Raw genomic sequence first — 14,044 nt, forward strand, 5'->3', positions numbered from 1 at the left:
GCCCCCTATTTCGGATGTCTGAGACGCGGATTGGCGACGATCGCCGCTATGTCCGCAATGATGTTCAGGCTGATGTAGACGGCGGCGAAGATCAGGCCGACCGCCTGCACCACCGGCACGTCGCGTTTGGTGACGTGGTCGACCAGATACTGTCCCATGCCCGGATAGACGAAGATCACCTCGACCACGACGACGCCGACGATCAGATAGGCGAGGTTGAGCATGACCACGTTGATGATCGGCGCGATGGCATTGGGGAAGGCGTGCTTGCGGATGACGTTGAAGGCCGACAGGCCTTTCAGTTCCGCCGTCTCGACATAGGCCGACTGCATGACATTGAGGATCGCCGCACGTGTCATGCGCATCATGTGCGCGAGCACGACCAGCGTCAGCGCCGTCGCCGGCAGTGCGATCGCCTGCATCCGCTCGCCGAACGGCATGCCGTCATAGACGGTCGAGATGCCGGGGAATATCTGCCATTTCACGGCGAAGAAATAGACGAGTACATAGCCGATGAAGAATTCGGGAAACGACGTCGAGGCGAGCGCCAGTCCGGAAATCAGCTTGTCGACCCAGCCATTGCGGTAGCGCACTGCGATCAGGCCGAGGATGATCGCCAGCGGCACGGCGACGATCGCCGCCCAGAAGGCGAGGAACAGCGTGTTCCACAGCCGTCCCTTGATCGACGTTGCGATATCCTGCCCGCTCGACATGGCCGTGCCAAGATCGCCGGTCAGCACGCCGCCCAACCAATGGAAATACCTGAGATAGGCCGGCTGGTTGAGCCCGAGCTGCTCGCGCAGATTGGCGAGCGACTCCGGCGTCGCCGACTGTCCGAGAATGGCTTGCGCGACGTCGCCGGGCAGGATCTGGGTACCGGCGAAGATCAGGACCGAAACGGCCAACAAGAGGAGAATGCCCAGCGCAACGCGCTGGGCCACCAGTTTCAAGATGGGTGAGGACATATCCGCAAGGCCAAGCTCAGGCTTCGAGCCAGCACTTCGCCAGCGCGTAGCCGTTCATCAACTCCTGATGTGGATCGTCGACCCAGCCGCCGACCTTGGCGCCGGTCGCGTCGATGAACTGGTTGAACATCGGCAGGATCAGGCCACCGTCGTCGCGCACCATGACGGCCATGTCGTGGTACATCTGCTTGCGCTTGGCCTCATCGAGCTCGGCGCGCGCCGCCAGCACCATCTTGTCGAAATCCGGACGGAGGAAACGCGTGTCGTTCCAGTCGGCGGTCGACAGATAGGCGGTCGAGTACATCTGGTCCTGGGTCGAACGGCCGCCCCAGTAGGAGGCGCAGAAGGGCTGCTTGTTCCAGACCTCGTTCCAGTAGCCGTCGCCGGGCTCGCGCTTGATCTCGAGCGTGATGCCGGCCTTGGCCGCGCTCTGCTGGAAGAGCTGTGCTGCATCGACGGCGCCGGGGAAGGCGACGTCCGAGGTGCGCAGCAGCACCGAGCCGTCATGACCAGATTTCTTGAAGTGGAACTTGGCCTTGTCCGGGTCGTACTTGCGCTGCTCGATCTCGGTAAACAGCGGATAGGACGCATTGATCGGGAAGTCGTTGCCGAGTGAGCCGTAGCCGCGCAGGATCTTGTCCAGCATTTCCTCGCGGTCGATGGCCAGCTTCAGTGCCATGCGCAAATCGGCGTTGTCGAACGGCGCCGTGTTGCAATGCATGATGAACACGTAGTGGCCGGGACCCGCGTGGTTGCGGATGGTAACGCCCGGCAGGCGCTTGATCAGGTCGACGATCTTCGGTTCGACGCGGTTGATCATGTTGACCTGGCCGCCCTGCAGGGCGGCCGTGCGGGCGGTAGCGTCATTGATGACGATGACTTCGATCTGGTCGGCATGGCCCATCTTGTCGCCTTGCCAGTAGTTGGCGAAGCGCTCGGCGCCATGGCGCACGCCAGGCTCGTTGGTCTTGACCACGTAAGGGCCGGCCGAGATGCCGGCATCCGGCTTGTCCTTGCCGCCATTGGGCTGGACGATCAGGTGATAGTCGCTCAGCAGGTAGGGAAGGTCGGCGTTCGCCTCCTTCAGCGTCAGCACCACTTCCTTGCCGCTGGCCTTGATGGTTTCGATGCCCTTCATGTAGCCGAGCGCGCCGGACTTCGACTTCTCGTCGGAATGGCGCTCGAGTGTGGCGGCCACGTCCTCAGCGGTCACCGTCTTGCCGTTGTGGAATTCGACGCCGTCGCGGATTTTCAGCGTCCACACCTTGGCGTCGTCCGACGAGCCGATCTCCTCGGCGATGCGGTTCTCGAGCTTGCCCTCGGGGGACAGCTCGACGATCATTTCGCCCCAGCACTTGCCGAAGGCGAACGGCACCTGCGTCATCATCAGCGCAGGGTCGAGGCTGTTGGTGGATTCACCGCCGACAAGTCCGGCCTTCAGTGTGCCGCCCTTGACCGGGCCCGCCGCGCGCGCAGCACTTGAAAGCAGCGAGTTGGCGAAGGGTGCGGAGATACCGAGCGCCGCCGCCCGGCCGAGAAAATCACGACGGCTCAGTTTGCCCGACGCGACACGCCGGCTAAGAAATTCCAGTTCGTTCGACATTTGAGTTCCTCACTCTGTTGGTTCGACTCTGCGGTCGTTTTTCTTGTTTCTTGTGAGGAGAATAATGACCGCAAGGGAAAGCGGTAAGCAAGACCGAATGCGACATGCCGTGGCGTAAATCGTACGTCGCAATTGGACCAATGAAATCGGCGCTCAAAGAAGCGCGCGCGGCACCCTCTCCTCGAAATTGCGCTCGAAAACGAGTTTCTCGCCCTCATAGGCCTCGATTCTGGCGCTGACGATGAAGTTTTGCGCGTCCGACCGCATCTCCGCCGATGTCTCGGTGCGTACCGACCATCCATTTCGCGACAGGGTCTGCGTCCAGTGCGTTTTCCCCGAAGCCGACAGCGGATCGTCGGGATGGATCGTCCAGATCTCGCGGGCGATGCTGCCATTGGCCAGGCCGTGAGCGAGATCGCGCACCTCGCCGAAATCATCAACGATGGAAAGCGTGACGATTCCGGTCTTTTCGTCGCGATCGACATGACGCTCGGAATTGGCGGCGCGGATCGTCTCTGTTGCCCAGGGGGTGGCCCCTTCCGGCTCGGCGAACGTTACTTCGTCGCCTGTTGCCAGCGGCCGCAGCGGCAAGCTGAGCGTCGCCGCCGACAAGGTGAGCTGTACCCGCTCCGGTGACGGCCAGATCATCGGCCAATAGGTGTTCGAAACGGCAACACGCAGGCGGTGGCCGGCCGGAACGCGGTAAGCGCATTGATCGAGCACAACGCGAGCCGACACAGTTTCGCCCGGCACCAGCGCTTCCGGGAATTCGTGCGAGTTGCGATGCGTCAGGTTGAGCACGCCGTAGGAAATCAGCTCCGAGGCACCGTCGGGATGCACGTCGCAGAGGCGGATCGCGATGTTGGCCTGCGGACGATCGGAGGATAGCCGCAGCTCGACTTCCGGCGCGCCGACAATGTCGATCGCCTCGTTGCGTTCCGGCTGGTCGAAACACACCGACAGCGCGTCGTCGGGGCGCTGGTCGCCCGGCAGTTCGGGGCCGAAGGTGAACGGGAAATACTCGCCGCCGGCCAGGCCGCAGCTTTGCGGCGAGGCGACGACGGCAGGCTTGCCGCCCTCGGGGATGAGGTCGATCGCTTGCGTCTTGATGTTGGACGACGGCCATTCCTGCTCCGCCACCCAGCGGCCAGGCCGCTCGGGATGCCAGCGCGCCGGCCGCACGCTGTCCATCACATAGGCGCGGTAGGCGGGGTCGGCCTCGACACCGGTGTCGACGCCCTTCAGCCAGCGGTCCCACCAGCGCAACGCTTCCTGCAGGAAGCCGATGGCAGGCTTGGGCCCGGCGTAGTGCGGGTATTTGTGGATCCACGGCCCGATGATGCCCTTGACCGGTGCTTCGATGTTGCTGGCCAGATGCGAGACGGTGTTGCGGTAGCCGTCATGCCAGCCGCCGATCGACAGCACCGCGGCTTTGACGGCGGAAAAATCCTCGCAGATCGAGCCGCGCTTCCAGTAGGCATCGCGGTGCTGGTGCTTCAGCCACAGCGGCGCCAGGAAGGACTGATTCTCCAACCGGGTCAGCCACAGATCGCGCCATCTGTTGTCGCCGGCCAGCAGCGGGTCCGGCGGCCGCGACGAATAGGACAGCATGGTCGAGGCCCAGCCGAAATTCTCGATCAGCAGGCAACCGCCCTTGTAGTGGATGTCGTCGGCATAGCGGTCGACGGTCGAGCACAGGCTGATCACCGCTTTCAGCGCCGGCGGCTGCTTGGCCGCCACCTGCAGGCAGTTGAAGCCGCCCCAGGAAATGCCCATCATGCCGACATTGCCGTTGCACCAGGGCTGCGATGCCGCCCAGGCGATGACGTCGCAGGCATCCTGCAATTCCTGCTCGGAATATTCGTCGTCCATCAGCCCTTCGGAATCGCCATTGCCGCGCATGTCGACGCGGATCGAGGCATAGCCGTGGCCGGCAAAATAGGGATGCGTCAACTGATCGCGAAAGATCGTGCCGTCGCGCTTGCGGTAAGGCAGATGCTCGAGGATCGCCGGCACCGGATCATCGCCGGCATCTTCCGGCATCCACACCCGCGCCGACAGCCGGCAGCCATCCGGCATGACGATCCCCATATCCGGGAATTCGACGATCTTGCGGGGAAATTCGGTGACGGTTTTCATGGCGTGCTCCAGGATCGCCAGATGATGGAGCCTGCCGTACCGCGTCGTGGGCCAGCCAACGAATTCGGCTGGTCAATCCGCGTCAGTTCAGCGGAATGTCGTTATCGTCCTTGTTCGCCTGATAGACGCCGGACAGGTCATCGTAGCGCGCCGAAATCGCGCCAATACGCGTTTCCAGGCGCTGGCGCTCGGCCTCGGGCAACGCCCGCACCAGCCTGCGGATGGAAAAACTCTTCCAATAGGCGTTCTCGGCATTGTAGCCGCCGGGGTCGAGGGTGAAGACCTCTTTCAGGATTTTCAGATCGTGCGGGATGGCAAAACTGTCGCGCGAATCCTCGTGGCTGAACAGATAGTAGAAATTGTCGAAGCCGGTCCAGGTGATCGCCGACAGGCACAGCGAGCAGGGTTCGTGCGTGGCGATGAAGATGGCGTCTTTCGTATCGACGCGCTCAGCCCTGGGCATTTCGTAGAAACGCTTCAGGCAGTGCACCTCGCCATGCCAGAGCGGGTTCTCCATCTCGTTGTTGGTCTCGGCCAGCACCAGCGAACGATCATCCTTCCTCAGGATCGCCGCGCCGAACAGCTTGTTGCCGTGGGCAACGCCGTCGGCCGTCTTCGGCACGATGTCGTGCTCGATCACATCAAGCAAGCGGTCGATCAGTGAAATGTCGGTCATTACGGGGTCTCCTGCTGCATGTTGCCCAAAAGTGCCCCCGGTTTTGGGGTAACGACATGCACAAAAAAATTAAGGGAGATGGATCTCGTAGGCGTGCGAGAAATGGAACTCCTCGAGATTGGAGCCGTCACCGCCACGGTCGACGATCAGGAAATCCTGCGCCTCGCCGAGCGGCGTCAGCACGCCATGCCAGAGATTGCGGGAATAGTTGATGCCTTGGCCCGGTGCGGTGATGAAGGCATGCGGCTCGCCCGGCCCCTCATCGCCGTCATGGCAGACGACGACCAGGAAGGGGCGCGACGACAGCGGGATGAAGGCCTGGCTGCCGAAGGGGTGGCGCTCGACCATGCTCAGCTTCAACGGCAGTTCGTAGGGCGTGCCGCGCACCATGGAGATCAGCACGCGGGCGTTCGGTCCGGTTGCTTCGGCGGTGGCGAGATCGTGGTAGCGCTCGGCCCTGCCGCCATTGATCGGGTAGTGGTTGTCGCCGGCCATGTCGATGACATCGCCGAAGGGGGCAAAGCTCTCGCGGGTCAGCGGCCGCGCCACGATCCGGGTCATGGCGTGCGCTTCGCGATGCCGGCGCCGCCGAGCTTGGCGTGCCGGTTGACGTCCTTGTAGAGCAGATAGCGGAATTTTCCCGGACCGCCGGCATAGCAGGCCTGCGGGCAGAAGGCGCGCAGCCACATATAGTCGCCGGCTTCGACCTCGACCCAGTCCTGGTTAAGGCGGTAGACCGCCTTGCCTTCCAGCACATAGAGCCCGTGCTCCATGACATGGGTCTCGGCGAAGGGAATGACCGCGCCGGGCTCCAGCGTCACGATGGTCATGTGCATGTCGTGGCGCAAATCGGCCGGATCGACGAAACGTGTCGTCGCCCACCGGCCCTCGGTGCCAGGCATCGGCGTCGGCGCGATCTCCTGTTCGTTGGTGAAGAAGGCTTCCGGTGTATCGAGACCGTCGACCGCCTCGTAAGCCTTGCGAATCCAGTGGAAGCGGACGTCGGCCTTGCGCTCGTTGCGAACTGTCCAGCCGCTGGCCGGCGGCAGGAAGGCAAATCCACCGGGCCGCAAGACATGCTTCTTGCCGGCAAGCAGAACCGTCAGTTCGCCCTCGACCACGAACAGGGCGCCCTCGGCGCCGGCATCGGGTTCCGGCCGATCGCTGCCGCCACCGGGCGCGACCTCGACAATATATTGCGAGAACGTCTCGGCAAAACCGGATAGCGGTCGCGACAATATCCAGACGCGCGTCTTGTCCCAGAATGGCAGGGCACTGGTGACGATGTCCTGCATCACCCCCCGCGGAATGACGGCATAGGCCTCGGTGAAGACGGCGCGGCCGGTCAGAAGCTCGCTCTGGCCGGGGTGGCCGCCATGCGGTGCGTAATAGGTTCGGTCGGGCATCCTGATCGTATCCATGGGTTCAAACCTATTGCGGAAGCATGTCCTTGAGGCGGAGCAGCGCGATGCGCTCGACCTGTTTGCAGGCGGTCTCGAATTCGACGCCGCGGCTGTTGCCGATGCGTGCCTCGAATTCGGCGAGGATCTCCTCCTTCGTCTTGCCCTTCACCGCGATGATGAAGGGGAAGCCGAAGGTGGTGACGTAGGCGGCATTGAGCTTGGAAAACAGTTCGCGTTCCTTGTCGGTCAGCGCGTCGAGCCCTGCCGAGGCCTGTTCCCTGGTCGATTCCGCCGTCAGCCGTTTTGCCTTGGCCAGCTTGCCGGCAAGGTCGGGATGGGCGTTGAGCACCGAAAGGCGCTCGGTTTCGCTGGCGGAGCGGAAGACACGGCAAAGCGCATTGTGCAGGCCGCCTGAAGTGTCGTGCGCCGGGCCCAACTCCAGCTCGTAGGCGCGCTCGGCGATCCAGGGCGAGTGCTCGAACACGCCGCCGAATGTGTGGACGAAGGTCTCGAATTCCATCTTCGATGGGCGGAGCGCCGCCGGTTGATAAGGATTGACCTCTTGCCAGTGGCGGGCGATGTCGATGCGCCGCGCCAGCCAGACCTTGTCGTGCGACTTCACATAGTCGACGAAGCGCTTCAGCGCCGCCACCCGGCCCGGCCGCCCGACGAGGCGGCAATGCAGGCCGATGTTCATCATGCGCGGCCGGCCGGCCTGGCCCTCGGCATAGAGCGTGTCGAAGCTGTCCTTCAAATAGGCAAAGAACTGGTCGCCCGAGTTGAAGCCCTGCGGGGTGGCGAAGCGCATGTCGTTGGCATCGAGCGTGTAAGGGATGATGAGTTGCGTGCCGCCCTCATGCTCGAACCAGTAGGGCAGTTCGTCGTCATAAGTGTCCGACACATAGTCGAAACCGCCTTCTTCCGCCACAATCCGCACCGTGTTGACCGATGTGCGGCCGGTGTACCAGCCGGTCGGGCGCGCGCCGGTCACTTCGTAATGCAGCTTGATCGCCGCTTCGAGGTCGCGGCGCTCATCCTCGGCGCTGTGGTCGCGGTAGTCGATCCATCTCAGCCCGTGCGAAGCGATCTCCCAGCCGGCTTCCTGCATGGCCGTGACTTGATCGGGCGAACGGGCGAGCGCGGTGGCGACGCCATAGCAGGTGATCGGCACCTGCGCCTCGGTAAACAGACGAAGCAGCCGCCAGAAGCCGGCGCGGGCGCCGTATTCGTAGATCGATTCCATGTTCCAGTGGCGCTGGCCCACCCAGGGTGCCGCGCCGACGATTTCCGACAGGAAGGCTTCAGACGCCTTGTCGCCATGCAGCACGCAGTTTTCGCCGCCTTCCTCATAATTGACGACGAACTGCACGGCGACATGCGCACCGCCAGGCCATTTCGGGTCCGGCGGATTGGCTCCGTAGCCGCGCATGTCTCTGATGTAACGCATCGTCCCTCCCGCCGGGCATGGCCCGAAGTATGATCAGGATATCGAAAGGGTGCTTCTCGCATTCCCCCGAAAATTTTTGAAAGTGTTTTTGTCGCACTCCGCTCGACCGGGACTTATGCATCGCCTTTAATTGGCGCACAATTCACTGTTGATACTTGATCGTACCGGGCCAATTCGCTCGTACCGGAAATGGGAGGCGGCCAATGGCAGAAACGTCGAAAGCCGATGGCGGGCGTCTGACGACCCATGTCCTCGACACCGCGACCGGCAAGCCGGCGGCGGGACTGTCGATTGCACTCTATCATCTTGAGGGCGACGCGCGGACACATTTGAAGACTGTTGCCACCAATGCCGACGGCCGGTGCGACGCGCCGCTGCTGGCCGGAGCGGAGTTCCGCACCGGCGAATACGAACTGGTCTTCGCCGCGGGCGACTATTTGCGCCAGCAGGGGCTGAGCCTGCCGAAACCCGCCTTTCTCGATGTGATACCGATCCGCTTCGGCATGGCCGAACCGGTGCATTACCATGTGCCGCTGCTCGTCTCGCCCTACGGCTACTCGACCTACAGGGGGAGCTGAGGCATGGCCAAGGTCAAGATCCGCAACGAGATCCGCTTCATCCTCAATGGCGAGGACATCGTGCTTGCAAAAGTGGCGCCCGAGGAGACCTTGCTCGACTGGCTGCGGCTCAACCGGTCGCTGCGCGGCACCAAGGAAGGCTGCGCCGAGGGCGATTGCGGCGCCTGCACCGTGCTGGTCGGCAAGCTTTCCGCCGGCGGCCTGGTCTATGAAAGCGTCAACGCCTGCATCCGCTTCCTCGGCTCGCTGGACGGCACCCATGTCGTGACCGTCGAGCATCTGCGTGGTTCACCCGGCCAGTTGCATCCGGTGCAGCAGGCGATGGTCGATTTCCACGGCTCGCAATGCGGCTTCTGCACGCCGGGCTTCGTCATGTCGCTCTACGGCTTGTGGATGAAATCACCCGACCCGTCCAACGCCTCTATCGAAAAGGCTTTGCAAGGCAATCTCTGCCGCTGCACCGGCTACGAGGCGATTATGCGCGCGGCGCATGCCATCTCCAGCTACGGCAAGGCGGCAAAGGACCCGCTGGCCGCGGAGCGCAAGGCAATCACGGCCAGGCTCAAGGCCATGCATGACGGCGCCCGGGTCGAGATCGGTTCGGCCAAGGCGCGGCTGGTCGTGCCGGCCAACGTCGACGATTTCGCCGCCGTGCTGGACAAGGAACCCGGCGCCACCATCGTTGCTGGTTCGACCGATGTCGGGCTGTGGGTGACCAAGCACATGCGCGATATTTCGCCGGCCATTTTCATCGGCAATCTCGACGGGCTTTGCACCATCTCGGAAGACAAGGGCGTCATTTCGATCGGCGCCGGCGTCACTTACAGCGAGGCGTTCTCGACGCTGGCCAAACGCATCCCGGCGCTGGGGCCATTGTTCGACCGCATCGGCGGCGAACAGGTGCGCAACATGGGCACCATCGGCGGCAACATCGCCAACGGCTCGCCGATCGGCGATACGCCGCCGCCCTTGATCGCGCTCGGCGCGCGGCTGACGCTGCGCAAGGGCAAGAAGCGGCGCACGATTCCGCTGGAAACCTTCTTCATTGCCTACGGCAAGCAGGACCGGCTACCAGGCGAATTCGTCGAGGCCGTGCACGTGCCCATCCCTGCCAAGGGTACGAAATTCGCCGTCCACAAGATCACCAAGCGCCGTGACGAGGACATCACGGCGGCCCTCGGCGCCTTCTTCTTGACCCTGGCCAAGGATGGCACGGTCGCGGATGTGCGCATCGCCTATGGCGGCATGGCGGCGACGCCGAAGCGGGCGTCTTCTGTCGAAAAAGCGCTGCTCGGCAAGCCGTGGACCGAAGAGACGGTTGAGGCAGCGATGGCCGAATATGCCAGGGATTTCACCCCGCTGACCGACATGCGGGCCTCGGCCGAATACCGGGCACTGGCGGCGAAAAACCTTCTGTTGCGCTTCTTTGCAGAGACGAGCGGCACCAAGGCGCCGTTCCAGGTATCCCGGAACGAGGCGGCGTGATGCATATCAACGCCAGCGAACAAATAGCGGAGCGATCACGAATAGCGTCCTTCTCCCCGTTCACGGGGAGAAGATGCCGGCAGGCAGATGAGGGGCGGCGCCGTCGTCGATCGATATCCGCAAGCCCGTCACGGTCAGCGCCGCCCCTCATCCGGCCCTTCGGGCCACCTTCTCCCCGTGAACGGGGAGAAGGGAAAAGAGGTCCTCGATGAACAAGCACGCCACATCAAATCTCAAGGCTGAAAAGATCGCCGGCGGCGTCGCCACCTCTCAACGGCATGACTCCGCCCACAAGCATGTCAGCGGCACCGCCGTCTATATCGACGACATGCCGGAACCGGCCGGCACGCTGCATGGCTGCCTCGGGCTTTCTGCCGCCACGCATGCCACGATCACCAGCATGGATCTCTCGGCGGTGCGTACAGCGCCCGGCGTTGTCGACGTGCTGACGGCCAGTGACGTGCCGGGCGAAAACGACATTTCGCCGACCGGCCGCCACGACGAGCCGGTGCTTGCCGACGGCAAGGTGCAATTCTACGGCCAGCCGATCTTCTGCGTCATCGCCGAGACGCGCGAGCAAGCACGGCGGGCGACAAGGCTGGCCAAGGTCGAATACAAGGAATTGCCTTTCGTCACCGACATAGGCGCGCTCGATCCGAAAAAGAGCAAGCTCGTCACGCCGCCTCTCACGCTGAGGCGCGGCGATGCCGCTACAGCGATCCGTCAGGCGCCGCGCCGGCTGAAAGGAAATATGCGCATTGGTGGCCAGGAACACTTCTACCTCGAAGGCCATATCGCCATGGCCATTCCGGGCGAAGATCAGGACGTCACCATCTATTCCTCGACCCAGCATCCGAGCGAAGTCCAGCATATGGTCAGCCATGCGCTCGGCGTGCCGAGCAACGCCATCACGGTGGAAATCCGCCGCATGGGCGGCGGCTTCGGCGGCAAGGAAACGCAAGGCAACCAGTTTGCCGCATTGGCCGCGATCGCCGCGAAGAAACACCATCGCGCCGTCAAAATCCGGCCCGACCGCGACGACGACATGATCGCCACCGGCAAGCGCCATGACTTCCTCGTCGACTACGAGGTGGGCTTTGATGACGAGGGCAACATCCTCGGCGTCGATTTCATGTTCGCGGCGCGCTGCGGTTTCTCGTCGGACCTTTCCGGTCCGGTAACCGATCGCGCGCTGTTCCACTGCGACAACGCTTATTTCTGGCCGGCGGTGCATGCCCAATCGGCGCCGCTCTACACCAACACCGTGTCGAACACCGCGTTTCGTGGTTTCGGCGGCCCGCAAGGCATGGTCGGCGCCGAGCGTGTCATCGACGAGGTGGCCTTTGCCGTCGGCAAGGATCCGCTCGAAATCCGCAAGAAGAACTTCTACGGCACATCGGACCGCAACATCACGCCCTACCACCAGACGGTCGAGGACAACATCATCCAGCGCATCGTCGCCGAGCTGGAGCAAAGCGCCAGCTATGCGCGGCGGCGGCGCGAAATATCGGCCTTCAATGCCAACAGCCGTTTCATCAAGCGTGGCCTGGCGCTGACGCCGGTCAAGTTCGGCATCTCGTTCACCGCCACGCATTACAATCAGGCCGGCGCGCTGGTGCATGTCTATACCGACGGTTCGGTGCATCTGAACCATGGCGGCACCGAGATGGGGCAAGGCCTCTACGTCAAGGTGGCGCAAGTGGTGGCGGAAGAGTTCCAGATCGACCTCGACCAGGTGAAGATCACCGCGACCACCACCGGCAAGGTGCCGAACACTTCGGCCACGGCAGCGTCGTCCGGCTCCGACCTCAACGGCATGGCGGCGCAGAATGGCGCTCGCCAGATCAAGGATCGGCTAACCGATTTCGCCGCCGAAAAATATCAGGTGCCGCGCGATCAGGTGCTGTTCCTGCCCAACCGGGTGCGCATCGGCAACCAGGAAATCGCCTTCGCCGACCTCGTCAAGCAGGCCTATATGGCCCGCATCCAGCTGTCGGCGGCCGGTTTCTACAAGACGCCGAAAATCCACTGGAATCGCGACAAGGGCGAGGGCCGCCCCTTCTATTATTTCGCCTATGGCGCGTCGTGTTCGGAGGTCTCGGTCGACACGCTGACCGGCGAATACATGGTCGAGCGCACCGACATTCTCCATGACTGTGGCCGATCTCTGAACCGGGCGATCGACATCGGCCAGATCGAGGGCGGCTTCATCCAGGGCATGGGCTGGCTGACAACGGAAGAACTGTGGTGGGACGCCAAGGGCCGGCTGCGCACGCACGCGCCATCGACCTACAAGATTCCGCTCGCCTCCGACCGGCCAAAAATCTTCAACGTGACCTTGGCGGACTGGCCGGAAGCGAGCGAGCCAACCATCCACCGCTCCAAGGCGGTCGGCGAGCCGCCGTTCCCGCTCGGCATGTCGGTGCTGCACGCGCTGTCGGATGCCGTGGCCAGCGTCGCCGACAACAAGATCTGCCCGCGCCTCGACGCGCCGGCGACCCCGGAACGGGTGCTGATGGCGATCGAGCGGCTGAAGAAAGAAGCCAAGGCCTGAGTCCGGCCCCAGGGTCGGCAATGCGTGCAATTCGGGCCGAAAAAACCTATATTTCCCGTTTGGGAACGTGAGCCATGGACTCGAAAGTGCAAAGCCTGAAAGCCTTTCTCGCCAGCGTCGGCCGGGTTGCCCTGGTCGAAGTGGCCGGGACAAAAGGCTCGACGCCACGCGAAAAGGGCGCCTTCATGCTCGTCTCGCAGACGGCGATCTTTGGTACGATCGGCGGCGGTCAGCTCGAATACATGGCGATCGACAAAGCCCGGCAGATGCTTTTCTCCCCCCTCGAGGGGGGAGAGGAGCGATCGGCCGAAGGCCGAGAAAAAGCCAACGATTTGGCTTTTTCAGCGACGAGCGCCCGGAGCCATAGCGAAGGGCAAGCCGCAAGGCGGCCAGAGGGGGGCCTATCAGAAGGCACCGCCAGGGCGTTGAGCCCGGTCGATCCGACCCCACCCGGCGGCTTTGCCGCCACCCTCCCCTCAAGGGGGAGGGATAGCCGCGCAACCCTCGACGTCCCGCTCGGCCCCGAGATCGGCCAATGCTGCGGCGGGCGCGTCGAAGTGCTGATCCGGCTCGTCGATGCCGTGCTCGCCGCTGAGCTGGTTGCGGCTGCGGAAGCCGAGGAGGCGCACCTGCCGCATGTCTACATCTTCGGCGGCGGCCATGTCGGCCAGGCGCTGGCGTCGACGATCGCACTGCTTCCCGTGCACGGCGTCGTCATTGAGACGCGGGCCGAGGCGCTGGAAGGCATGCCGGAAACCGTCGAGACGCGGCTGACGCCGATGCCCGAGGCTGAGGTGCGAAACGCCCCCGCCGGCACCGCCTTCGCCATCCTCACCCACGACCATGCGCTGGATTTCCTGATCGTCGCCGAAGCGCTGAAACGAGGCGACACCGCCTATGTCGGCATGATCGGCTCGAAGACCAAGAAAGCGACGTTCAGGAACTGGTTCCTGAACTCGGCGGACGGCAGCAAAGCCGAGTTTGCCCGCCTCGTCTCGCCAATTGGCGGCGACACCGTCAAGGACAAGCGCCCGCAAGTCATTGCGGCGTTGGCGGCCGCCGAAATCATGACGGCGCTGGTCATCCACGCTGCAGCCTCAAATGCCGACCATCAGGTCCTGCATGACAAGGTGCTGGCGGGCTAAGCTTGCGTCGCAGCTAGAGCAATTCCAGGAAAAGTGGGAACTGGTTTTC

The 14,044-nt window shown here is 63.3% G+C and carries 11 protein-coding genes; 4 read left to right on the forward strand and 7 right to left on the reverse strand.

Annotated elements, in window-relative coordinates; all coding sequences use genetic code 11:
• Positions 1 to 5: 5 nt before the first annotated feature.
• The 7 genes from FCU66_RS25030 to puuE all read right to left on the reverse strand — a co-directional run bounded on the left by FCU66_RS25030 (position 6) and on the right by puuE (position 8,233).
• Complete coding sequence (locus FCU66_RS25030; protein ID WP_013528249.1) at positions 6 to 965, reverse strand: ABC transporter permease; 960 nt, start codon at positions 963 to 965, stop codon at positions 6 to 8.
• Between the two features lie 16 nt (positions 966 to 981).
• Entirely contained in the window at positions 982 to 2,568 is a 1,587-nt protein-coding gene (locus FCU66_RS25035; RefSeq protein ID WP_136616407.1) for an ABC transporter substrate-binding protein, read from the reverse strand.
• Between the two features lie 153 nt (positions 2,569 to 2,721).
• Positions 2,722 to 4,707, reverse strand: a complete 1,986-nt coding sequence (locus FCU66_RS25040) for a CocE/NonD family hydrolase (RefSeq protein ID WP_136616406.1) — start codon at positions 4,705 to 4,707, stop codon at positions 2,722 to 2,724.
• An 82-nt stretch (positions 4,708 to 4,789) separates the two neighbouring features.
• On the reverse strand, positions 4,790 to 5,383 hold the full coding sequence (locus FCU66_RS25045; RefSeq protein WP_136616405.1) for a nucleoside deaminase: 594 nt from the start codon (positions 5,381 to 5,383) through the stop codon (positions 4,790 to 4,792).
• Positions 5,384 to 5,452: 69 nt separating this feature from the next.
• Positions 5,453 to 5,944: an ureidoglycolate lyase gene (locus tag FCU66_RS25050; RefSeq protein WP_136616404.1), complete on the reverse strand. Its 492-nt coding sequence runs from the start codon at positions 5,942 to 5,944 to the stop codon at positions 5,453 to 5,455.
• Entirely contained in the window at positions 5,941 to 6,804 is an 864-nt protein-coding gene (locus tag FCU66_RS25055) for a bifunctional allantoicase/(S)-ureidoglycine aminohydrolase (RefSeq protein WP_136616403.1), read from the reverse strand. Before FCU66_RS25055 ends, FCU66_RS25050 begins: the two co-directional genes overlap by 4 nt.
• Positions 6,805 to 6,814: 10 nt before the next feature.
• Positions 6,815 to 8,233 (reverse strand): allantoinase PuuE, encoded by a 1,419-nt coding sequence (gene puuE / locus FCU66_RS25060; protein WP_136616402.1) that lies wholly within the window; start codon positions 8,231 to 8,233, stop codon positions 6,815 to 6,817.
• A 203-nt stretch (positions 8,234 to 8,436) separates the two neighbouring features.
• Here puuE and uraH point away from each other — a divergent pair, with 203 nt between their 5' ends.
• The 4 genes from uraH (at position 8,437) to xdhC (ending at position 13,995) form a co-directional block, all read left to right on the forward strand.
• Entirely contained in the window at positions 8,437 to 8,811 is a 375-nt protein-coding gene (uraH, locus tag FCU66_RS25065; protein WP_136616401.1) for a hydroxyisourate hydrolase, read from the forward strand.
• Positions 8,812 to 8,814: 3 nt separating this feature from the next.
• Positions 8,815 to 10,296, forward strand: coding sequence for a xanthine dehydrogenase small subunit (xdhA, locus tag FCU66_RS25070; protein WP_136616400.1), 1,482 nt, complete (start codon positions 8,815 to 8,817; stop codon positions 10,294 to 10,296).
• A gap of 208 nt (positions 10,297 to 10,504) precedes the next feature.
• A complete protein-coding gene (gene xdhB, locus FCU66_RS25080; RefSeq protein WP_136616398.1) occupies positions 10,505 to 12,850 on the forward strand; it encodes a xanthine dehydrogenase molybdopterin binding subunit in 2,346 nt (781 codons plus the stop codon).
• A 74-nt stretch (positions 12,851 to 12,924) separates the two neighbouring features.
• Entirely contained in the window at positions 12,925 to 13,995 is a 1,071-nt protein-coding gene (xdhC, locus tag FCU66_RS25085; RefSeq protein WP_136616397.1) for a xanthine dehydrogenase accessory protein XdhC, read from the forward strand.
• Positions 13,996 to 14,044 lie beyond the last annotated feature (49 nt).

Source organism: Mesorhizobium norvegicum, assembly GCF_004919685.1.
Taxonomy (GTDB): domain Bacteria; phylum Pseudomonadota; class Alphaproteobacteria; order Rhizobiales; family Rhizobiaceae; genus Mesorhizobium; species Mesorhizobium norvegicum.